The sequence below is a fragment of the Arcticibacter pallidicorallinus genome, from assembly GCF_003002875.1.
Classification (GTDB): Bacteria; Bacteroidota; Bacteroidia; order Sphingobacteriales; family Sphingobacteriaceae; genus Arcticibacter; species Arcticibacter pallidicorallinus.
This window is the reverse complement of sequence record NZ_PVTH01000002.1, coordinates 47,883-69,938: the sequence shown is the minus strand read 5'-3', so window position 1 is coordinate 69,938 and position 22,056 is coordinate 47,883. Positions and strand designations below refer to the sequence as shown.

Genomic DNA, 22,056 nt, shown 5'->3' with positions numbered 1-22,056 from the left:
AAAAACTGTTACTTTGTATACAACAACATAATACACACTGTCGTGACTGATACGTTAGATATAAAAATTACCCAAACTTCTGCTTCTCGGTTACAAGAGACAGACTTTGCGGATCTTCCTTTCGGGAAGGTGTTTACCGACCACATGTTCGTGGCGGATTATGAGGATGGAGAGTGGAAGAATTTTCAGATCGTCCCTTATGGAGATATGTCTTTTAGTCCGGCTATGTCTGTGCTGCATTACGGCCAGGCGTTTTTCGAAGGACTGAAGGTTTACAAACATGCTGATGGCAAAGCCGTCATTTTCCGCCCTTACAAGAATGCTGATCGTTTCAATAAATCTGCAGCAAGGCTTTGTGCTCCTGAATTGCCGCGAGATATTTTCGTTCAAAGTATAGCAGCATTGGTTGATATTGACCGCGGCTGGATTCCTGAAGGCAACGGCAACTCGCTGTATATCCGTCCGTTTATGTTCTCGACTGACCCTTACCTGGGTGTGCAGCCGTCGAAGTCTTATAAGTTCATCGTATTGGCCTGTCCGGTAGGAGCTTATTATTCAAAGCCGTTGAATGTTAAGATCGAAACGAAGTTTTCCCGTTCTGCTGAAGGTGGATTCGGATTTGCTAAGGCTGCCGGAAACTATGCAGGATCTTTATTGCCTGCATTGGAAGCAATGAAAGAGGGCTATGATCAGCTGATCTGGACAGACGGTAAAGATCATGCTTATATTGAGGAGCTTGGAACTGCTAACGTAGTATTTGTAATCGATGGTAAGATTGTAACTCCTTCTACCCGTGATACAATCCTGGAAGGTATTACAAGAGATACGCTATTGACATTGGCCCGTCATTGGGACCTTCCGGTTGAAGAGCGTCGTGTATCTGTCGAAGAGGTTATCGCTGCGTTGAAAGAAGGTCGCATGACAGAAGCTTTCGGTGTAGGGACTGCGGCTACAATCACCCCTATTGCGGCTATTTCGCTGGATGGTGAGCGCTTTGAACTGCCTGATCCTGCAAATGCTGAGTTTTCAAAGAAGGCGTTGAAGACGCTGGATGAGATACGTTACGGAATTACACCGGACACGTTTGAGTGGAATTATATAGTATAATATGCGTTCATTTGGTTCAGTTCTCGAACTGCACCACTTTCGGATATGTAAATAAAAAAGAGGGTGAATACTCTCTTTTTTATTTACATATCTATCCAACTAGCCTTCGGAAGCCGTACTATCGGCTTTGGCTTCAAGTTCCTTTGCTTCTTCCTCCTGGGCTTTTTTCGCTTTTTTCTCCTTCTTTTTCAGCTCACGTTTTTTCACCCGTTCAAGCTTATTGTCCCTCATTTTTTCTTTCAGTGCTTCAAAGTCTGATTTTACACCGCTGACTACATCACCGACCTTTGAGACGACATTCTTGATCCTGTTCTCTTTTTCCCGGCTCACCCCTACACTTTCCTTTACTCCCTCAAGTAAGCTTTTCCAGTAAAATTTAAAGAAGGCAAAAGAGGGCGGCCTTTGAAAATAAATATTGCCAACCGTAAATACGTTGTTGTTCTTAGGATCTGGGTTTCCTACGTTGAGAACAAAGGTGTTCGCTATGCCAGAGACTAAGCCCTGCTTTTTCAGACGGCCGGTTTCATCATCGATCTTTAAGAGCTGAATATTGAGATCGGAGTAGTAGAACCGGACTGTTCCACGGGCAACCTTTTCATTTGCTCTGATATTGAACTGTAGTTTCTTTACGTTGAGCGACTGAACACTGACCATGGCGAGTGGATTTGTCACCTGGTTCAGTGCTCTTCCGTCCATTGCTCCGAGCGTACCGGTGGAGGTGAATGCTCCATTTTTGTCGGTCAGATTGAAGTTAAATGTTACATGCAGATTGGATTTGCCCATGAATAGCGTTGATAACTCCGCTCGCATAAATTTATTTTTAGCCAGTGCGGGACGGTCGTTCGTAATGTTGTATATCGCCCCTCGCGTATTGGCGAAGGAGATCGTTCCTGTTTTACCTGTCTTATTGTTAAACTCCTGGTAGGCAATTTGGACCCTGCGGAGCTGCAATGTATCAATACGTAGATCAAGTGCCAGCTTTTGCAATTGCTGATGCGGAAACTTACCGGTTTTATTCGTAACCTTCTTAGGGAGTGCATTGGTGTTATAGATACCCACCTTACCGTCGGCAAGAACCATCCTTGTGGCAAAGAATCGCTGTTCTTGCTTAAGCTTCTCCAGGTCTATTCCCTTAAGTACAATCTGATTAAACCGGATGTCGAACCGGTCTTTTGACATTTTTACCTTACGATAAAAGGCAGGTATTTTATACCGGGGTTCCATCCGGGCGTCATCCATCACCAGACTTCTGCCTTTTGTGGAAAATTTAACGGATTTGAATCTCAGGAGATACAGGCTGTCGGCCGTCGCAATCTTATAGTTCTTCAGCTCCACATCCACGTTTCGGGTATGATAGAACCTGTCCTTATCCTTCTCAGACAATGAATCAAGCAGAAAGTCTGTGACGGTGAGATTTAGGTTCTTGATAGCCGTTTTTTTCTCTGTTGGCGTGCTTTTGTTAATCAATACGAAGTCGATATCCTTTAACTGAATATCAGATATACGAACCTCTTTGAGCGACTTAGAGATCATCTCATACAATGTCTTCTTAGCTGTGGTATCTGCTTGTCTATTATATGGCTGCCGTTTGTTTGTGATAATCATTTTAGGCTGGTCAATCACAATCCTGTCGACATTGAGCTTTCTGGTATCGTATAATTTTCTGGGGTGGAAGTTAACCAAGTCGAAACTTTCCACCTGAAGGTTGTACATATTGTCGGGGGCCCTTTTCAGAGCTTCCAGCTCCCGGTAGCGATTTTCATTGGGGATGAGCTTTAGGTTTTTGAGGGAGGCGTTCCCGCTGATCAAATTGATTTTAAGGTCGGAATATTCAACCCGGTATAAACTGTCTGAAGAGTTTAAAACCAACTGCTTGAGCTGCGTATCCAGCAAGGGTTTCCACCGGCTGCTCAAATACCAGGCACCGCCGGCGAGAAGGATCAGCAAAACCAGCAGAATGATGAGTATCCACTTCCAGAATGAAACAAAAAAACGCCAGATTGCAGCCATATATATGCATTAACCTGCATAGTACTCAGCTTGTTTGAGGAGCCCGCAATTAAGATCAGGGAGATTGAATTAAGGTATGCCAACATGTCATAAACTATTAAATTGTTGCTACCTTTGCAGTTCTTAGAATAAGATTGATATGCATAATTTGGAGATAGGCGTGAAAGATCATGACGAGGCGAGACAAGGTGAAGCCTTATTGCTGGAAGCAACATCCGAGCTTAATAATGGCAGGAAGTTGTATATAGAAAGCTATGGCTGCGCTATGAACTTTTCTGACAGTGAGATCGTAGCCTCCATCATGACAGATATGGGTTTTAAAACCACATCTGACTATAAAGAAGCTGACGTAATATTTATAAATACATGCTCGATTCGTGAAAATGCGGAGCAAAGAGTAAGAAATCGTCTGAAAGAATTCAAGGCCGTTAAAAGCAAGAATCCGGGAATGATGGTGGGCGTTTTAGGTTGTATGGCCGAGCGTCTGAAGGCTAAGTTTTTGGAAGAGGAGAAATTGGTCGACGTGGTGATTGGACCGGATGCTTACCGTGACTTGCCTAATCTGATTGATCAGGTCGATGAGGGGAATCGTGCAGTAAACGTGCTGCTCTCCAGAGAGGAGACCTATGCTGACATTAGTCCTGTGCGACTGAACACGAACGGTATTACTGCTTTCATCTCAATCATGAGAGGCTGTGATAATATGTGTTCGTTCTGCGTCGTTCCGTTCACCAGAGGAAGGGAGCGCAGCCGGGATGCTCATTCGATCATTCAGGAGGCTAAAGACCTTTATGCCCAGGGGTATAAAGAGGTTACCTTACTTGGACAGAACGTCGATTCTTACAAATGGACTTCGGAAGATCAGCTGGAGAAGGTAAACTTCGCCAATCTGCTGGAGATGGTTGCTTTAGTAGGACCTGATCTGAGAGTGCGTTTCTCCACATCGCATCCTAAAGACATTACAGACGAGGTGTTGTACACCATGGCTAAATACGATAATATCTGTAAATACATTCACCTTCCGGTACAGTCGGGCAATTCCCGCGTACTGGATATCATGAACCGTACTTACGATCGTGAATGGTATATGGGGCGCGTCGAAGCGATCAGAAGGATCTTGCCAGGATGCGCGATATCTACCGATGTGATCACCGGTTTTTGTACAGAAACAGAAGAAGAGCATGCCGATACGCTGAGCATGATGGAGTTCGTTAAATACGACTTTGCCTATATGTTCATGTATTCTGAACGCCCGGGAACATTGGCAGCGAAACGATACACAGACGATGTGCCCGAAGATGTGAAGAACCGCAGATTCAATGAGATCATCAAGCTGCAACAAAAGCACTCTCATGAGCGCCTGTTGGAGCAGATCGGAGAAATACAGACGGTCCTGATCGAGAACTTCTCGAAAAAATCGGCTCTTGACTACTCAGGGAGGAATGATAAGAACGCGACAGTTGTATTTCCGGTAGATGAGCGATTCAAGCCTGGTCAGTATGTTAATGTGCTGATTGAGCGTTGTACTCCTGCCACGTTAATCGGCAGAATTGTTGGATAGTTTAGATTAATACATGGATACACAGGATATAAAAAACCGGTTTGGCATTATCGGCAACTCGCCCTTGCTGAACCGTGCTATAGATATTGCAAGGCAGGTTGCCCCAACCGATATTTCTGTGTTAATCACAGGAGAAAGCGGTAGCGGGAAAGAAGTATTTTCGCACATTATCCACCAGATGAGTGCGCGTAAGCATGGGGCTTTTATTGCTGTAAACTGTGGTGCGATACCTGAAGGAACAATCGACTCCGAGCTATTTGGTCACGAAAAGGGGTCCTTCACTGGTGCGCATGAAGCCCGTAAGGGATATTTTGAGGTGGTAAACGGGGGAACGATCTTTCTGGATGAAGTAGCGGAACTCCCGATAGGGACACAGGCCCGACTGCTTCGCATATTGGAATCGGGTGAATACCTTCGTGTGGGTTCGTCAAAAGTACAAAAGACCGACGTACGTGTGGTTGCTGCTACCAATGTGGATGTTTATGATGCAGTTAAAAACGGTAAGTTCAGGGAAGACCTCTACTACCGTTTGAGTACGGTGCCCTTGAAAATTCCACCGTTAAGAGAGCGCAAAGAAGATATCTATCTATTGTTTCGCAAGTTTATTGCAGACTTTACACATAAATACAGAAGTCCTTCGGTTCAGCTTGATCCGGAAGCGAGACACATCCTGACCAATTACAGCTGGCCGGGAAATGTGCGTCAGCTGAAGAATGTGGCTGAACAGATCGCTGTTTTGGAGAAGGACAGAAACCTGACAGGGCAAAGTATCCTCCAGTACATTCCACAGGAAGCAGGGACAAGCAATCTGCCTATGCGGATTAAACAGGATGCTAAAGAGGATTTTTCTGAGAGGGACATCCTCTATAAGGTGCTTTTTGATATGAAACGTGATATGCTGGAATTAAAAAAGCTGGTTGCGGAGATTATCAAGAGCGGAGGAAACTCCGCGGCGATCGCTGAAAATCACCACATGGTGAAGCAGCTGTATCAGGATGTCGAGTTTCCGGCTATCGCTCCGGCAGTACCATTTGTATTGCATAAGCCTGAAGTAGAAAAGAAGAGCGAGTTCAGCTACGTTCCGCATTCGGAAGAGGTGGAAGAATCACTTTCTCTGGTAGAGAAAGAATCTGACCTGATTAAGAAGGCACTGAAAAAGCATAAGGGAAAGCGTAAGCTTGCCGCCAATGAGCTTGGTATTTCTGAGCGTACCCTGTACAGGAAGATAAAAGAGTTGAACCTGAATTAAGCAAGTACATGAACGTATTATTGAAAAGAACTTACCTCTTTCTTATTCCGCTGTTATTACAATTTCAGTCGTGCGGAATATACTCTTTTACGGGAGCTTCGACTGAGGGAATGAAAACCGTCTCTGTACAGTTTTTTGAAAACAGTGCGCCATTGGTGGTTCCTGGATTAAGTCAGCAGTTCACTGAAGCGCTTAAAGAAAGGATCAGAAATCAGTCGAGCCTCAGCATCACCAGGGATAATGGAGATGGAAACTTTGAAGGAAGGATAACAGATTACAGCATCAGACCCGTTGCCGTAACCGGCAATGAAATTGCAGAGGCGACACGGATCAGCATTACGGTTCAGGTCAAATATGTAAATTCCGTCGATGATGAAAACAGCTTTGAACAATCCTTTACGCGTTTTAAGGAGCTACCGGGAAGTAACGTACAGGCGCAGGAACAGTCTGCCATACGTGAGATCAATCAATTACTTACTGAAGATATCTTCAATAAGGCTTTTGCAAACTGGTAATCAAAGCATTTACTCTTTAACGAAACAACGTGGAAAAACTTCAGGCATCAGGAAACAAGGAATTTTTAAAGTTTTTGTCGCCCTCGGAAAAGTGGACGGACGCAGACAGGGCGGCACTGAAATACCTTGTTTTAAAGTTTCCTTACTGTCAGCCGCTACATTTTGCACATGCCTCTGCATTGCGCACGGAGGATCAGTCCACTTATGAAAGTTATCTAAAAAAGGCTTCCCTATATGCTCCCAGAAGGGATGTACTTTACCGGTTCATGAACGAACCGCAGTATTTCCAGCCGGACTTTGACTTGTCAGACGAAAGCGAAGATATCCGCCTGCCTGAACTTTCGGCACCAACCATTGCGAGAGAAGTAGTGTATCATGATATAGAAACGGTTACCCCGGAAACAGAGGCGGCAGCAATTGAAGGACACGAATCAGATATAGAGGAGTTTGTAGAGGCGGAAAGGTCAGAATTTGGACAGGAAGGGACGATTGAGGAGCAAGATAACGAGACAGGATCTGCGCCCAAAGAACGCACAGACGATCTGCTGATAGAAGAATATATAGAACAAGACGAGTCGGAAGAACTTAGCAGCGAGCAGGATTCGCCTGCGAAACTTTCCGTTGCAGAAAGCACCGTCGAAGAAGCTGTTCAGGAAGAACCAACGGCAGGGGACGATTGGGTTGAACAAGATCCTGATGAACTTATTGAAACGGTGATCCCTGAATCTGAACTTCCGGTTCAGGAAGCAGCGGAAGAGGCCCTGCAAGAAGAAGCGGCGGCGAATCATGTAGCGGTAGAAAGCATCGCGTCATCCGACTACTTTACATTTAACAAATCTGCCATCGACCCCCTTAAGACAGAGCTAAGCGCTGTAAAAAAAGAGCCTTTGGCTGAGAAAGAAAAAGAGGAGGTGTCCAGATACGACGATGATTCCCTTCCTTACAGTTTCTTATGGTGGTTACATAAAACCCGTAAGGAGTTTGAGGAGACCTATCAGCCTTATGCGCCAAAAGCACCTGGCAGAAGAACTAGCACAGCGGTAGCTTCGCCCCTGCTGAACCAGCAAATCATCGAGAATATTTTCCATATTCAGCCGGAGTTGAACACGATTGCCGCGAACGCAACGGTTGAGTTTGAGTTAAAGCGAAAGGAAGATATTATTATTGAGAAATTCATTAAGGAAGAACCACAGATCAAGCCTCCAAGCACCGCAAAGGTCGATACGGAGAACAAGGCCAGGAAAAGTTCGGAAGACAATCTGGAGCTGGTTTCGGAAACCTTAGCTAAAATATATACGGATCAGATGCTCTTCGACAAAGCAATTGAGACGTACAGGAAATTAAGTTTGAAATATCCGGATAAAAGTAGTTACTTTGCAAGCCAAATTCAGAATTTAGAAAAGAGAATCAGCTAATTATAAGATATGTTTTACGTTATCATCATTGTTGCCATTATCATCTGTATCCTTTTGGGATTGATCATTTTAATTCAGGAGCCAAAAGGCGGAGGATTGACTTCCGGGTTTGCTGGATCTAACAATATTATGGGTGTGCAAAGAACCGGAGACTTCCTGGAAAAGGGAACCTGGATCTTGACAATCAGCCTGATGGTACTTGTATTATTTGCTAACGTAGTTGTTCCTCAGGGGGCGTCTCAGAGCAGAGAAGCTCAGGAGATTCAAAATCAGATTAACAAAGGATCGAACGCTCCGGCTCCTGTTGCCCCGGCAGCAACTCCACTTCCAGGCTTGCCTGACACTTCAAAAAGATAACAAGCATTATTCCCATAGAGAAAGGCTGCACCGCAAGGATGCAGTCTTTTTTCGTTTCAGAACATTTTTTCAGGGCTTAGCTGACAACACTGACAGCATGACACCGTTTGAGCCTTTGGCATAGAATCTGACTGCTTAAGGGCAAAACTAATATTCATTAAAAATGGCATTAAATATTAAACCAATCGCAGATAGAGTAGTAGTTGAAGCTGCTCCTGCTGAAGAGAAAACAGCATCTGGTATCTACATTCCGGATACCGCAAAGGAAAAACCTCAAAGAGGTACTGTCGTTGCAGTTGGTGGTGGTAAAGTAGACGAGCCTTTAACTGTCAAAGTTGGAGACGAGGTTTTATATGGCAAATATGCCGGTACTGAGATTACCTATGAAGGTAAGGAATATTTGATTATGCGTGAATCTGATATCTACGCGATTTTATAATCCCTAAATTATTTATTAAAATAATTCAATAGAAATGGCAAAACAAGTTAAATACAATGTTGAAGCGCGCGACGCCCTGAAAAAAGGTGTTGACACATTAGCTAACGCAGTAAAGGTTACGTTAGGACCAAAAGGTCGTAACGTTATTATTGATAAAAAATTCGGTTCACCTGCGATCACAAAAGACGGTGTAACTGTTGCAAAAGAAATTGACCTGAAAGATCCCCTTGAGAACATGGGTGCTCAGATGGTGAAGGAAGTAGCTTCTAAAACTGCTGATATTGCAGGTGACGGAACTACAACTGCTACTGTACTGGCTCAGGCTATCGTTACTGCAGGTGTTAAAAACGTTGCCGCGGGCGCAAATCCGATGGATTTAAAACGTGGTATTGACAAGGCTGTTACTGCTGTTGTTGCTAATCTGAAAGAGCAGTCGCAAACTGTTGGAGAAGACAATAATAAGATCAAACAGGTTGCTTCTATCTCTGCAAACAACGACGAGATTATCGGTTCTTTGATCGCTGAAGCAATGGCTAAAGTTGGCAAAGACGGTGTGATCACTGTTGAAGAAGCTAAGGGTACTGAAACTGAAGTAAAGACTGTAGAAGGAATGCAGTTTGACCGTGGTTACCTGTCTCCATACTTCGTTACCAACTCTGATAAAATGGAAGTTGAACTAGAGAACCCTTACATCCTGATCTACGACAAGAAGATCAGCAGCATGAAAGAGTTACTTCCTGTATTGGAAAAACAAGTTCAGACTGGTAAGCCTCTATTGATCATTGCTGAAGATTTAGATGGTGAAGCTCTTGCTACACTTGTAGTGAATAAGATCCGTGGATCTCTGAAAGTTGCTGCTGTGAAGGCTCCAGGATTTGGTGACCGTCGTAAAGCTATGCTGGAAGACATCGCTATCTTAACTGGTGGTACTGTTATTTCTGAAGAAAGAGGTTACAAGCTGGAAAATGCTGATCTCACTTACTTAGGACAGGCTGAGAAAGTAGTTATTGACAAAGACAATACTACTGTGATCAATGGCGCTGGTAGCTCTGATGATATCAAAGCTCGTGTTGCACAGATCAAATCTCAGATTGACGCAACTACTTCTGACTACGACCGCGAGAAATTGCAGGAGCGTCTGGCTAAATTAGCTGGTGGTGTTGCCGTTCTTTACGTAGGTGCTGCTACTGAAGTAGAGATGAAAGAGAAGAAAGACCGCGTTGATGATGCTTTACATGCAACCCGTGCTGCGGTTGAAGAAGGTATCGTTGCTGGTGGTGGTGTTGCGTTTATCCGTGCGGTTGCTGCTTTAGCTGACCTTAAGGGTGCTAACGAGGACGAAAACACCGGTATTCAGATCATTCGTCGCGCTATCGAAGAGCCTCTTCGCCAGATCTGCGAGAACGCTGGAATCGAAGGTTCTATCGTTGTTCAAAAAGTAAAAGAAGGAACTGCTGACTTCGGTTACAATGCTCGTACTGATGTTTACGAAAACTTAATCGGTGCTGGTGTTATCGATCCTACAAAGGTTGGTCGTGTAGCATTAGAGAACGCTGCTTCTATCGCTGCTATGCTGTTAACTACAGAGGTTGTACTTGCTGATGATCCTGAAGAGGAAAAAGGCGGTGCTGGTATGCCTCCGATGGGTGGCGGTATGGGCGGCATGATGTAATCAACATCATTAGTCTGTATCTTTCGATACACTATAAATATAAAGCCCTGATGCGATACGCGTCAGGGCTTTCTTTTTGTAATTGCAGCCGATTTGATTATTTGGCGGTAAACTTATAAACCGTTGTAGTTTTGTATGTATCTCCAGGATTCAGAAGAGTTGATGGAAAGTTAGGCTGGTTCGGCGAATCAGGGAAGTGCTGAGTTTCAAGACAGAACGATGTTCTAAACTCATCTTTGATACCTTGTTTTAAGGTGTTGCCGCCTTCAAGAAAGTTCCCTCCGTAGAATTGTACTCCGGGCTCATTGCTAAGTACCTCCATTACGATGCCCGACTTGTCACCCGTAGCGATAGCCAGAGTTTCCAGGTTAGCCGATTTCTTGTTTGCATGTACGAAGTTATGATCATAGCCGTTTCCGTATTTCAACTGAATATGGTCAGCATCAATCCGGGATCCGATAGTTACAGGTTTTCTGAAGTCGAACGGGGTTCCCTCCACTTTCTCATTCTTTCCTGTAGGAATCAGGGTAGAGTCTACTGGCGTAAATTCCTCGGCATTGATTTGAAGCAGGTGCTCGTTGATTGATCCACTGGCTATTCCGTTCAGGTTGAAGAATGAGTGGTTTGTCAGGTTCACAACAGTTTTCTTGTCTGTAGTTGCCAGGTAATCAATCTTTACTTCGTTATCGTCAGTTAATGTATAAGTCACCTTTACAGTGAGGTTGCCTGGATAGCCTTCTTCGCCGTCTTTTGACAGGTAGCTTAACTCAAGCTGGTTTTCGGCCGTCTGCTTAGCATCCCATATCACCCTTGAGAACCCTTTAGGACCTCCGTGAAGATGGTTTGCTCCGTTGTTGGTGGCCAGAGTGTATTCAGTTCCATCAATACTAAACTTCCCTTTAGCGATACGGTTACCGAAACGGCCGATGGTTGCACCGAAGTAGGTGTCAGGACCTTTGGTATAATCGTCCACATTGTCAAAGCCGGCAATAACATCCAGAAACTTACCGCTCTTGTCGGGTACCAGCAGGCTGACCAGGCGGCCGCCGTAGTTTGTTATCGCCGCTTGCACATTGTTTTTATTCTTTAGAATGTAGAGATCAGTTTTCTTTCCATCTATGGTCGATTGGAAAGACTCTTTGGCAGGGATAACCGCCTGTGTACTATCAGTCATATCAGTGGTTTGGTTTTGATTTGTGGAATTCGCGCATGCGCCCATCGCAAGAAGGCACGCCGCATAAAGCCAGGGTGTTTTTAGTTGGATTTTCATTTCGTATAAAGTGATTTAAATTTGTAGTTCAGCATCAAATTTAACTTTTTTAATATATTAACCCGCAGGTTTGATCATTTAATAGAGGCTGAAATTGTGCATAATTTCAGCTGCATATGTGATGATATTTCTTGAAGAAAAGGCCATTTCCTGCTATTTTAGCCCTGATGATACATCTTACCTCTAAGCTACCTTCTTCGGGCACTACCATATTTACCGTAATGTCGAAGCTTGCGCATGAAAGCGGCGCTATTAATCTTTCTCAGGGATATCCTGATTTCGACTGCAATCCGGAGCTCATCAACCTGGTAAACAAGCACATGAGAGCAGGACATAACCAGTATGCACCGATGGCAGGTGTAGATATGCTGCGGGAGCGCATTTCAGAGAAGGTAAACAGGTTGTATGGAGCCAGCTATGATCCGGAAACTGAAGTAACGGTTACTGCGGGAGGGACACAGGCGATATTTACCGCTATTGCCGCGCTGGTTCATCCAAACGATGAAGTTATCGTTTTTGACCCCGCGTATGATTCATATGCACCGGCGGTTAAATTAGTCGGAGGCTTTGTAAAGTCTTACGAATTGAGTCCGCCCATCTATAAGATCGACTGGAAGGCAGTACGGAAGCTGATCTCCGCCCACACGCGCATGATCATACTGAATACGCCTCAGAATCCGACGGGAACTACTTTAAAAGAAGAAGATATTCAGGAGCTTATCGCCATTACCCGCAATACCGACATACTAATACTGAGCGACGAGGTATATGAGCATATGATTTACGACGGGCGGCAACATTTGAGTATGGCCAGGTATCCTGAATTGCAGGAGAGAAGTTTAATATGCGCCTCCTTCGGCAAGTTATTTCATAACACGGGATGGAAGACCGGATATTGCATGGCACCTGCAACGCTCACGGATGAATTTAGAAAAGTTCATCAGTATCAGGTTTTTAGTGTAAACACTCCCGTGCAACATGCGATTGCGAACTATCTAGCAGACGAATCGCATTATGAGGGACTGAGTGCATTTTATCAGGCCAAGCGGGACTTCTTTGCTGAATTAATGCAGGGAAGCCGGTTTAAGTTGCTTGAATGCGAAGGATCATATTTCCAGACTGCGCGGTTTGATCGTATTTCAGGTGAAAGAGATACTGAGTTTGCAAGACGTCTGACGACTGAGTTTGGTGTCGCTGCTATTCCTGTTTCCGCTTTCTACGCGAAGGGCAGTGATTTTGGAATCGTTCGCTTTTGTTTTGCAAAGAAAGATGAGACCTTGGAGAGAGCAGCGGAGAAGCTACAAAAGGTCTAGATAGACTGCTCCTACTGGTTAATGATTTCCATGCTAAACAACTTGGCGATCTCTCCCTTCAAAACTGCTTTAACCTCTTCAATATCCAGAGAATGCCCCAGCTCGCGAGCCATGGAGGTTACGTCTTTGTCATCAATTCCGCAAGGCACGATATTTTTGAAATATCCGAGATCTGTATTTACATTGAAAGCAAACCCGTGCATGGTAACCCACCTGCTACATCTGACACCCATTGCGCAGATCTTTCTTGCATTTTCGTTATCGGCATCGAGCCATACTCCGGTGTAGCCTGGGAAACGGCCCGCCGGGATTCCGTAAGAGGCAAGAGTCTGAATGACCGCTTCTTCCAGAGTGCGCAGGTAAAGATGGATGTCTGTGAAGAAATTATCCAGATCGATAATAGGGTAGCCAACTATCTGCCCGGGGCCATGATAGGTGATATCTCCTCCCCTGTTGATCTTGTAGTATGAGGCCGCCTTTTCTTCTAGCCCTTTCCCATCAAGTAGCAGGTTTTCGGGCTTTCCACTCTTGCCCAGGGTGTAAACATGTGGATGCTCCACGAAAACGAGGTGGTTATGTGTGGGAGTAGTTGTTTGATTATCCCTGTTGGCGGTTTTCAAAGCAACAATTTCTGAAAAGAGACTCTCCTGCCTGTCCCAGGCCTCCTGATAATCTACGAGTCCCCAATCATGGAAGTTTACTCTATTATTTTTCATCAAACAGTTTATTTGCTTTTAATGGTAATGAGGCTACCCCAGTGTTGTTGACAGGCGTAAAGCCAGCTACATAACCGATCATGTAATCGGCAAAACATTCATAGTGTACATCAAAGCTCATTTCGTCGTCTGTCTTCAAGGTGGCTTGGAAACATCCCTCCCCTTTGTAATCGAAAGGACGCAAACGAATATGATCCTTGAACGACACGTTTGGCTTGCCATGAAGCTTATAGATCGCTTCCTTAGCGCACCAACAGGTGTAGAGATGCGGAATCTGATTTTCAGAATTGATAAAAGCAAGCTCTTCCGGCGACATGAACTTTTTCGCTACTCTTGTTATTTTACTCTTTACCAGCTCGATATCGATACCCACCGGTTTATCTTCGCTGATCATAACGGCAGCGTAGTCAAAAGAATGGCTGAATGATATATGGTGCGGAAAATTAATCAGATAAGGTTTCCCGTGATCGTCCACCTGGCAGTCGATATACAGACTGGTGTTTAACATCTTACGAAGGAGGTTGCGTGTACTTAGCCAGTGCAGATTCCGTTTTCCGCTATTTAAACGGTCGAGGTAAGCGTTCTCCCTGTCATTTAATTGCAGGCGGGAATATAGATCTTCGGCTGACTCCTCGATCTTCCAAACTGCGAAGCTGGTCTTAGAATCAATTTGCTTGTGATAAGCTAGTCCCATTCTATGATTTTATTTTTATTTGATGCACCTGATGTTGCAGCACACGTTATTTAAGCGCAAAATGCCACTGGCATACAGACCGCCCTTGAGAGCCTGTATGGAGGATATACAATATTAAGACAAAAGGGTTTCAATATTGAGTACAAGCCATAATATTTAGGTAAAAAATCTAAATAATGGCTAATTTCGGCGAAAGTTTCAAAATATGATCCTGTCGGACAAACGCATTTTAGAAGAGATAGAAAAGGGAAGCATTATTATCGAGCCATTCAAAAGGGAGTGCCTGGGAACCAATTCCTACGACGTACACCTTGGAAAATATCTGGCAACGTATAACAGAAGGGTTCTGGATGCAAGGGAACATAACGAAATCTTTCATTTTGAGATACCGAAAGACGGCTATGTCCTTCAACCGAACACACTTTATCTGGGGGTAACCGTGGAGTACACCGAGACGCATAGTCATGTTCCTTTTCTGGAAGGAAAGTCGAGTACAGGCAGATTGGGAATCGATATTCATGCTACGGCAGGTAAGGGTGACGTTGGATTTTGTAACACCTGGACTTTGGAAATTTCGGTAACGCAGCCGGTGAAGATCTATCCGGGAATGCCGATCGGCCAGCTGATCTACTTTGTGGTAGAGGGTGAAATTGAGACCTTATACAACACCAAAGACAATGCTAAATACAGTAGAAAAACGACCAGGCCTGTTGAAAGCATGATGTGGAAAAATACGTTCTAAGTATCTCTTTTATTGCGTGAAAGGGCGTATTAATTACTAAATTGGGGTCAGAATTAAACCCAGTTATGAAGCGCTCCACCATCCTCTTTTGTGCTCTTATATTATTTTCTGCTACAGGTTTTAAGTTGGCGGCACAGGAGGATCCCTTGAATGGCCTGGTCAGCAAACTTCAGAAAATTTCAAGCGATTATCCTCAGGAAAAAGTCCATATCCATACCGACAAGCCGTATTATGTGGTTGGTGACAGCCTCTGGTTGAAAGGGTACATTGTAAATTCGGAAAAAAATGAACTCTCAAACCTGAGCAAGATCTTGTATGTAGATCTTATCAATGATCGCGATTCTGTAAAGAAGTCGCTCCGCATTCCTGCTGTTTTGGGTTTAGCCTGGGGAGATATGGTTTTGACAGACTCACTAACTGAAGGCAATTACCGGCTGAGGGCTTACACCAACTGGATGCGCAACTTTGGCGAAGAATATTACTTCGACAAGGTGATCAAAATCGGCAGATCCATGCCCAATCAGATTAATGCCGCTGTGAGTTATACCTTCAGCAAATCCGGCACAGATGAACATGTCAAGGCCGACATTCTGTATAAAGACCACGAAGGCAATGCAGTTTCCTCGCGTGAGGTGAGCTATAGTATCGAACTAAATAGCCGGGTAATATCAAAGGGGAAAGGCGTAACAGACCAGAGCGGCAGGCTGACCATCGAGTTTACGAACAAACAATCGTTTTTGCTGAAGTCTGGCAGAATCTCCACCCAGATTGCCACGGGAGACAAGGCATTCCAGAATAAATCTTTCATCATTAAATCGACTAATGCAGAAGTTGACGTGCAGTTCTTTCCTGAGAGCGGACAACTTATTGAAGGTCTTCGTGGAAGGGTTGCTTTCAAAGCTGTGGCTCCTGATGGATTAAGCCGGTCTATTTCGGGCGTATTGAGAGATGACAGTGGTGTTGTAATCAAGGAATTTAAAACCGAGCACGCGGGAATGGGTACTTTCATTTTCAAACCCTCTCCAGGCAGAACTTACACAGCCTTTGTCACTCTTGAAGATGGATCTGAAAAAAGCTTTAAACTGCCAGCCGCACAGACATCCGGATATAATTTGTTTGTGAACAACGAAGATGATGCTAATTTGAACGTCAGCATCTCTGTGAATACCGGCCTGACAGCTGCCTCTCGGGTGACTTTAATTGCCGAGTCAAACGGAGTGATAAAGTTTGTTGGGCGAAACACGTTGAGCCAGGGAAATATGGCTGCCTCGATACCCAAGAGCAGATTCCCAACAGGGATAGTGCGTCTGACCCTATTTTCAGAAGACTTTCAACCAGTGGCAGAGAGACTGGTCTTTATTCGTCACGCGCCGTCTCTTGAAATGAGCATAACGAATAATAAACCCACATATGGACTTAGAGAAAAAGTGGACATGTCTATTATGGTTCAGGATAGCGCGAAAGCACCTGTGGCCAGCGCCTTTTCGCTGGCTGTGATAAACGAAAGCAAGATCCCCTGTGATGAGGATGATGAGACCACTATCCTGTCCAACCTTCTTTTGAGTTCAGATTTGAAAGGCTACATTGAGAAGCCGAACTATTACTTTTCTTCTGTAAGCGAGGCAAAAGACCGTCATCTGGATCTTCTAATGATGACGCAGGGATGGAGCAGGTTCACATGGAAAAACACTTTGGCCGGCACCTTACCCGGCGTCGTCTTCCAGCCTGAGACGGGGATATCCATCAGCGGAACTGTTAAGACGCCCGGTGGTAAGCCGGTAGCAAATGGCAAGGTAATGATGCTGGCATCTAAAGGCAGCGGAATTCTCCTCGACACGCTTACAGGGCCGGATGGGCGGTTCAGCTTCGACAATTTAAATTTTACGGACAGCACCCGCTTTGTTATTCAGGCACGAAATGCGAAAGACAAAAAGCATGTGGAGATTGAACTGGATCGTGTGCCTCCCCAACTCGTCACCAAAAGTAAAAATAGTCCTGAGATCATCTTAAATGTTAATGAATCGATACTGCCATATCTACGGGTGAGAGGAGATGAATATACTGAACTGAGGAAACTGGGGCTGGTAAGGCGGAATATCGTGCTCGACGAAGTGCGGGTATCGGAAAAGAAGCCCCCGGTCAAGAACTCGAGTAATCTGAACGGCGCAGGGCGAGCAGACGCAGTTATTACGGCGGACAAATTGCAGAACTGCGTGACTCTTGAGCAGTGTCTTCAGGGCCTTGTCGCAGGGGTTATATTTCAGAACGGCATCGCATATTCTACCAGAAGCATGAATACCCCTATGCAGATCATTATTGACGGGATGTATGTTGAGCCTGAATACTTATCTATGCTTCAACCCTTTGACGTGGAGTCGGTAGAAGTGCTAAGAACGATTGGAAATACCGCTATCTATGGGATGCGAGGTGGCGGTGGCGTACTCGTTATCAACACCAGACGCGGCGAGCCTAATTACTCTTACAATAATTATACGCCAGGAATCATTACTTATAATCCCCGAGGCTACCATATAGCGCGGCAATTTTACTCTCCAAAATATGATAGTCCTGACACCAATAAATCCCTGCCTGATCTTCGGACCACGATATTATGGGTACCGAATAGTCTCAGCAATGCATCGGGAGAGGCACAGATGAGCTATTTTACGTCTGACAACCCTGGAGTATACAAGGTCGTTGCGGAAGGGCTCGACGGCAAAGGAGGCTTATTTAGAAAAATTTTCAAGTACACGGTCAAATAGAGCAATTCAGCAGTTAACCTTTTGGGTCTATTCAACTTTCAAAAACAGCCATATTTCACTAAATTTGGCTATTATGAAGATTCGTTTTGCCGAAACAGAGACTGAAGTGGAGAGTTTTACTCTGAAAGAAGTATTAGCCGGGCTAAGGCCCAGCCGTAAGTTAATACTCTGGAATGACGAAGTTAACACTTTTGAGCACGTGATATCGTGCCTGATCAAGTATCTGGATTACTCTGAAAAACAGGCTGAAAAAATAGCCTGGACTGTACACACTGATGGGAAATGCGCTATTCTGGAAGGTTCCTTTACGGAAGTAGAGGTTTATAGAAAAATCCTTAAGCAAGAAGGCCTCACCGTAAGCGTCGAGTAATAAAATAGTTACCAGGATCTATTCATTTTCAAATCACCTTTCTTTGCATCCTGCGTTTTGATATGAATAGGCTATTTATGAGATCATTAGGAATTATTTTTTTTTTACTCTCCGTCGCGAATGTTCTTTTTGCACAAACTGGGGCAAATGGAGTCATTAGCGGGAAAGTGGCCGACGCTGTGAGCGGCAAACCGGTTGATTTCGCGTCGCTGGCTCTTGTTGATGCAGTAAGCGGAAAGACAGTAAAGGGGGGGCAGTCTGCTGCCGACGGAAGCTTTGCTTTTAGAGCTCTTCCTTTGGGGACTTACACCCTTAAGGTTTCCTTCCTCGGGTATCAACCCCTGGACAGAGAAGGTATCTCCCTGACTCAACCAAAGCCGGACGTTAATCTGGGAATCCTAAAACTAGCTATGGGAAAGGCTAGCGTGCTGAAAGAAGTGGTGGTTGAGGCGAAAAAAAGCACAATACAGTTGGGCGTGGATCGCAAGGTGTTTAGCGTCGAGCAGAACCTGGTCAGTGCCGGAGGATCAGCCACTGACATTCTGGAGAACGTTCCGACCCTATCTGTAGACATTGATGGCAATGTTAGTCTTCGCGGAACAAGCAATGTGCGCATTCTTATTGACGGCCGTCCCTCCGCTATAGGAGGTGGAGATATCGCCAGTCTGCTGCAATCCCTCCCGGCGAGTTCAATAGAGACGGTTGAGCTTATCACCAATCCGTCTTCAAAATATGATGCTGAGGGACAAACGGGAATTATCAACATCATTCTGAAGAAAAATCAACGGGTAGGTTTCAATGGTGGATTTTCTGTTTCTGCCGGAACGCTGGATAATTATAACGTAAATACGAATTTAAGCTATCGCGATGGCAAGATAAATCTATATGGGAACCATAGCTATCGCTATTCAAACCGGGAGGGTTCAGGCTTTAACAACACTTATTTTCTAGACAACAACAGTGTTCTAAACAATACAACTTCATCGAACCGTCACAATGCGGGGAATACTGCAAAACTTGGTCTGGATTACTATATAAATGACAAAACTACTCTTGGAGTTTCAGGAAACGTAAATTACCGGTCGGGAGACGACACCGAAAATATCAATTACCTTTATCAGAATTATTCAAGTGTCCTTGATGGCACAAGCTTTAGAAGTGCAGATGAAACGGAGAAAGACAAGGGTTACGATCTGAGCCTGGACTTTATCAGAAAATTCGCCCGCCAAGGGGAAGAACTCTCCGCCAACCTTTCCTACGGAAGAAGCACCGAGGATGAAAACCAGTTTTTCAATCAGGACTTTTACACTTTCGGAGGAATGCTAAAGGATACGCTGGATCGCAGAACCACTGCAAACGGGCAAAGCCGGGATAACTACAACTTTCAGATTGATTATATTTTACCTTTCAATAGTAATCAAAAGCTGGAAGCAGGGTACCGGGGAAGCTTGCGGAAAAATACAGAGTCGCAGGTTTCTGACAGGTTTAACCGCCTAACACAGGGTTTTGAGCGAGACTACTTTCTTACCAACGACTTCGACATGGACGATCAGGTGCATGCCTTATACGGAAACTACCAGAATCAGATCACGGAAAAATTTGGCTTCCAGTTTGGGCTAAGGGCCGAGCAGGCTAACCTGAACACTGTTTATAAAAGCCTGGATCCGGCATCTCTGGAGCCAGCTATGGCTGAAGGGAAACTGGACTATTTCCGCATCTATCCCAGCCTCTTCTTAACACAAAAATTAAAGAATGACAACCAGTTGCAGTTAAGCTATACACGCCGGGTTAATCGCCCGAGGGGATGGCAGATCAACCCGTTCAGAGACATCGCCGATCCCAACAATATTCGTGTAGGTAATCCCAATCTAAGACCTGAGGATATCCATTCCTTTGAATTTAGTCATATGAAATACTGGAAAGCTGTAACCTTTACCTCATCTCTCTACTTCAGACAGGTGAATGATGTCGTTCAGGGTATTCAGCAGCGCGTAGACAGTACCACTACCCTCACCCAATTTGCCAATCTTGCAAGAAACCGAGCTACAGGACTGGAGCTGATATCTAAAGCTGATCTTTTTAAGGGTTTCAACGTCACCGGAAATTTAAACTTTTTTTATAATAATTTTTCCGGCAGTGAAGAGCTTAATATAGCCAGCAATGATGGTATCAATTGGAATGCAAAACTGATGGCAAATGCGCAGATACTACCAAGCCTGTCGGCTCAAATCAACATGGAATATATGGCCAGACGAGTAACGGCTCAGGGCCGCGGAAGGGAAGTATTCGGTACGGACGCAGCACTGAAGCTGGATGTGCTGAGGAAAAAGGGTAGTGTGTCATTTAACATGCGAGACATCTTCAACAGCCGAAGATGGGGAGGAATCACTGAGACTGCAGACTTCAACAGGGAATTCAGAAGACGGATGATGGGCAGAATGAGTACACTGACGTTTAGCTATCGGTTTGGTAATTCAGACAATCAACAAAGGAAGAGGAAACAGGAAGAACAGCAAATTGATACATCAGGTGAAGAATTTTAGTCAGTTTATTGTATACATTTGGGCCCATAAACTTTCTTATAAATTCAATTATTGTTAAATGGCTAAGAGAAATCAATACCTCATTCCAATTATCCTTGTTACTTCTTTATTCTTTTTATGGGCTCTGTTACACAACATAAATCCCATACTCATTCCTCATTTGCGGAAGGCACTACAATTAAATGACACCCAGTCATCCTATATTGACGTTGCTGTAGCCGTGGCATATTTTGTCATTGCTATACCAGCAGGTTTGTTCATGCATAAGTTTGGCTATAAAAAAGGTATTATCACCGGATTAGTGTTATATGTGATTGGCGCCTTATTGGTTATTCCAGCCGCTTCTTCCAGAGATTACATCTTCTTTCTCACTGCATTCTTCATCATTGCAAGCGGTGCGACGTTTTTGGAAACTGTGGCAAACCCCTACATTTCCGTTCTTGGAGATAAGGACACCTCTGAACAACGACTAAACTTTGCACAGTCTTTTAATGGTGTAGGGGCATTTTTGGCACCTATTGTGGGTGGGCAGGTGATCCTATCCGGCATTGAACATACACCGGAAGAGTTAAGTGCAATGACGGCAACTCAGCTAAACCAGTATCTTCAATATGAGGCAGATAGTGTTAAGATACCCTATCTCATCATAGCTGGAATTGTGGCCTTGTTGATTATCCTGTTTCTCGCTGTTAAACTGCCGGAAGTTAAAGCAGATGATAGCGAACTGCACGGAGCTCCTTCAAGCTTTTCTGTGAAAGTATTGCGGCATAAACACCTTTCCTGGGCAGTATTTGCTGAGTTACTTTATGTAGGTGCACAGGTTGGAATCGGTAGCTTTTTCATAAGATATGCCAAATTCGTAGCCGATGTCAACGAAAGGGACGCGGCGTTTATATGGGGCTCGTTGGCAATGGTAGGTTTTATGGTCGGCCGTTTCGTCGGGACTTTCCTGATGCGGTACGTCAAAGCAGCCAAGTTATTGAGCCTTTATTCGGTCATCAGCATTTTGCTTCTGATAGTTTCCGTCGCCTTTGAGGGTAGCGTAGCTCTTTACGCGCTGTCGGTAGTTCCTTTCTTCATGTCTATTATGTTCCCTACGATATTTGCCTTAGGCATTAAAGGGCTCGGTGAAGAAACTAAAATTGCATCCTCGTTCCTGGTAATGGCCATTATAGGCGGTGCTATTATCCCAACAATTATGGGATACATATCTGACCAGACAGGAAGTATTCAAGTTGCTTATATCGTACCTATTTTATGCTTTCTGTTCATTTTGTATTTTGGTATTAAAGGACATAAAATATCAACTGAAAATAAATAG

Annotated in this window: 18 protein-coding genes; 14 read left to right on the top strand and 4 right to left on the bottom strand. The window is 44.5% G+C overall.

Features of this window, described 5'->3' with window-relative positions:
- The first annotated feature begins 42 nt into the window (after positions 1–42).
- On the top strand, positions 43–1,107 hold the full coding sequence (locus B0I27_RS03140; protein WP_106291361.1) for a branched-chain amino acid aminotransferase: 1,065 nt from the start codon (positions 43–45) through the stop codon (positions 1,105–1,107).
- A 99-nt stretch (positions 1,108–1,206) separates the two neighbouring features.
- On the opposite strand, the gene B0I27_RS03135 is transcribed toward B0I27_RS03140, so the two are convergent.
- The gene (locus B0I27_RS03135) at positions 1,207–3,117 is read right to left on the bottom strand and encodes a hypothetical protein (RefSeq protein WP_106291359.1); all 1,911 of its coding nucleotides are present in this window, start codon (positions 3,115–3,117) and stop codon (positions 1,207–1,209) included.
- 139 nt (positions 3,118–3,256) lie between these two features.
- Between B0I27_RS03135 and miaB the strand changes: the two genes are divergently transcribed.
- From miaB to groL, 7 genes are all read left to right on the top strand, one after another.
- Positions 3,257–4,678: a tRNA (N6-isopentenyl adenosine(37)-C2)-methylthiotransferase MiaB gene (gene miaB, locus B0I27_RS03130; protein ID WP_106291357.1), complete on the top strand. Its 1,422-nt coding sequence runs from the start codon at positions 3,257–3,259 to the stop codon at positions 4,676–4,678.
- A 13-nt stretch (positions 4,679–4,691) separates the two neighbouring features.
- On the top strand, positions 4,692–5,927 hold the full coding sequence (locus B0I27_RS03125) for a sigma-54 interaction domain-containing protein (RefSeq protein ID WP_106291355.1): 1,236 nt from the start codon (positions 4,692–4,694) through the stop codon (positions 5,925–5,927).
- Positions 5,928–5,935: 8 nt separating this feature from the next.
- Positions 5,936–6,442, top strand: a complete 507-nt coding sequence (locus tag B0I27_RS03120; protein WP_106291353.1) for an LptE family protein — start codon at positions 5,936–5,938, stop codon at positions 6,440–6,442.
- A gap of 29 nt (positions 6,443–6,471) precedes the next feature.
- Positions 6,472–7,857 (top strand): hypothetical protein, encoded by a 1,386-nt coding sequence (locus tag B0I27_RS03115; protein ID WP_106291351.1) that lies wholly within the window; start codon positions 6,472–6,474, stop codon positions 7,855–7,857.
- 9 nt (positions 7,858–7,866) lie between these two features.
- Complete coding sequence (secG, locus tag B0I27_RS03110; RefSeq protein ID WP_106291349.1) at positions 7,867–8,214, top strand: preprotein translocase subunit SecG; 348 nt, start codon at positions 7,867–7,869, stop codon at positions 8,212–8,214.
- 163 nt (positions 8,215–8,377) lie between these two features.
- The gene (locus B0I27_RS03105; RefSeq protein ID WP_106291347.1) at positions 8,378–8,653 is read left to right on the top strand and encodes a co-chaperone GroES; all 276 of its coding nucleotides are present in this window, start codon (positions 8,378–8,380) and stop codon (positions 8,651–8,653) included.
- Positions 8,654–8,687: 34 nt separating this feature from the next.
- Complete coding sequence (groL, locus tag B0I27_RS03100; protein WP_106291345.1) at positions 8,688–10,325, top strand: chaperonin GroEL; 1,638 nt, start codon at positions 8,688–8,690, stop codon at positions 10,323–10,325.
- A 97-nt stretch (positions 10,326–10,422) separates the two neighbouring features.
- On the opposite strand, the gene B0I27_RS03095 is transcribed toward groL, so the two are convergent.
- Positions 10,423–11,595, bottom strand: coding sequence for an aldose epimerase family protein (locus B0I27_RS03095; RefSeq protein WP_106291343.1), 1,173 nt, complete (start codon positions 11,593–11,595; stop codon positions 10,423–10,425).
- A gap of 167 nt (positions 11,596–11,762) precedes the next feature.
- Here B0I27_RS03095 and B0I27_RS03090 point away from each other — a divergent pair, with 167 nt between their 5' ends.
- A complete protein-coding gene (locus B0I27_RS03090) occupies positions 11,763–12,908 on the top strand; it encodes a methionine aminotransferase (protein WP_106291341.1) in 1,146 nt (381 codons plus the stop codon).
- Between the two features lie 11 nt (positions 12,909–12,919).
- Here the strand turns inward: B0I27_RS03090 and lipB are convergent, their stop codons facing one another.
- Together lipB and B0I27_RS03080 are read right to left on the bottom strand one after the other, a co-directional pair.
- The gene (gene lipB / locus B0I27_RS03085) at positions 12,920–13,624 is read right to left on the bottom strand and encodes a lipoyl(octanoyl) transferase LipB (protein ID WP_106291339.1); all 705 of its coding nucleotides are present in this window, start codon (positions 13,622–13,624) and stop codon (positions 12,920–12,922) included.
- Positions 13,614–14,318 (bottom strand): 4'-phosphopantetheinyl transferase family protein, encoded by a 705-nt coding sequence (locus B0I27_RS03080; protein WP_106291337.1) that lies wholly within the window; start codon positions 14,316–14,318, stop codon positions 13,614–13,616. The genes lipB and B0I27_RS03080 overlap by 11 nt, the downstream gene beginning before the upstream one ends.
- Before the next feature lie 205 nt (positions 14,319–14,523).
- Between B0I27_RS03080 and dcd the strand changes: the two genes are divergently transcribed.
- The 5 genes from dcd to fucP all read left to right on the top strand — a co-directional run bounded on the left by dcd (position 14,524) and on the right by fucP (position 22,056).
- Positions 14,524–15,060, top strand: coding sequence for a dCTP deaminase (gene dcd, locus B0I27_RS03075; protein ID WP_106291335.1), 537 nt, complete (start codon positions 14,524–14,526; stop codon positions 15,058–15,060).
- A 65-nt stretch (positions 15,061–15,125) separates the two neighbouring features.
- On the top strand, positions 15,126–17,822 hold the full coding sequence (locus B0I27_RS03070; RefSeq protein ID WP_106291333.1) for a carboxypeptidase-like regulatory domain-containing protein: 2,697 nt from the start codon (positions 15,126–15,128) through the stop codon (positions 17,820–17,822).
- Between the two features lie 73 nt (positions 17,823–17,895).
- Positions 17,896–18,192 carry an ATP-dependent Clp protease adaptor ClpS gene (locus B0I27_RS03065; protein ID WP_106291331.1) on the top strand — a complete coding sequence of 99 codons (297 nt, stop codon included), beginning with the start codon at positions 17,896–17,898 and terminating at the stop codon, positions 18,190–18,192.
- Positions 18,193–18,269: 77 nt separating this feature from the next.
- Positions 18,270–20,735: a TonB-dependent receptor domain-containing protein gene (locus B0I27_RS03060; RefSeq protein WP_181276662.1), complete on the top strand. Its 2,466-nt coding sequence runs from the start codon at positions 18,270–18,272 to the stop codon at positions 20,733–20,735.
- A gap of 58 nt (positions 20,736–20,793) precedes the next feature.
- Complete coding sequence (gene fucP / locus B0I27_RS03055) at positions 20,794–22,056, top strand: L-fucose:H+ symporter permease (protein ID WP_106291327.1); 1,263 nt, start codon at positions 20,794–20,796, stop codon at positions 22,054–22,056.

Excerpts from the sequence above, each read along its gene's own strand:
- B0I27_RS03135 (WP_106291359.1), bottom strand. The coding sequence starts at position 3,117 with ATGGCTGCAATCTGGCGTTTTTTTGTTTCATTCTGGAAGTGGATACTC.
- miaB (WP_106291357.1), top strand. The coding sequence starts at position 3,257 with ATGCATAATTTGGAGATAGGCGTGAAAGATCATGACGAGGCGAGACAA.
- B0I27_RS03125 (WP_106291355.1), top strand. The coding sequence starts at position 4,692 with ATGGATACACAGGATATAAAAAACCGGTTTGGCATTATCGGCAACTCG.
- B0I27_RS03120 (WP_106291353.1), top strand. The coding sequence starts at position 5,936 with ATGAACGTATTATTGAAAAGAACTTACCTCTTTCTTATTCCGCTGTTA.
- secG (WP_106291349.1), top strand. The coding sequence starts at position 7,867 with ATGTTTTACGTTATCATCATTGTTGCCATTATCATCTGTATCCTTTTG.
- B0I27_RS03105 (WP_106291347.1), top strand. The coding sequence starts at position 8,378 with ATGGCATTAAATATTAAACCAATCGCAGATAGAGTAGTAGTTGAAGCT.
- groL (WP_106291345.1), top strand. The coding sequence starts at position 8,688 with ATGGCAAAACAAGTTAAATACAATGTTGAAGCGCGCGACGCCCTGAAA.
- B0I27_RS03095 (WP_106291343.1), bottom strand. The coding sequence starts at position 11,595 with ATGAAAATCCAACTAAAAACACCCTGGCTTTATGCGGCGTGCCTTCTT.
- B0I27_RS03090 (WP_106291341.1), top strand. The coding sequence starts at position 11,763 with ATGATACATCTTACCTCTAAGCTACCTTCTTCGGGCACTACCATATTT.
- lipB (WP_106291339.1), bottom strand. The coding sequence starts at position 13,624 with ATGAAAAATAATAGAGTAAACTTCCATGATTGGGGACTCGTAGATTAT.
- B0I27_RS03080 (WP_106291337.1), bottom strand. The coding sequence starts at position 14,318 with ATGGGACTAGCTTATCACAAGCAAATTGATTCTAAGACCAGCTTCGCA.
- dcd (WP_106291335.1), top strand. The coding sequence starts at position 14,524 with ATGATCCTGTCGGACAAACGCATTTTAGAAGAGATAGAAAAGGGAAGC.
- B0I27_RS03070 (WP_106291333.1), top strand. The coding sequence starts at position 15,126 with ATGAAGCGCTCCACCATCCTCTTTTGTGCTCTTATATTATTTTCTGCT.
- B0I27_RS03065 (WP_106291331.1), top strand. The coding sequence starts at position 17,896 with ATGAAGATTCGTTTTGCCGAAACAGAGACTGAAGTGGAGAGTTTTACT.
- B0I27_RS03060 (WP_181276662.1), top strand. The coding sequence starts at position 18,270 with ATGAGATCATTAGGAATTATTTTTTTTTTACTCTCCGTCGCGAATGTT.
- fucP (WP_106291327.1), top strand. The coding sequence starts at position 20,794 with ATGGCTAAGAGAAATCAATACCTCATTCCAATTATCCTTGTTACTTCT.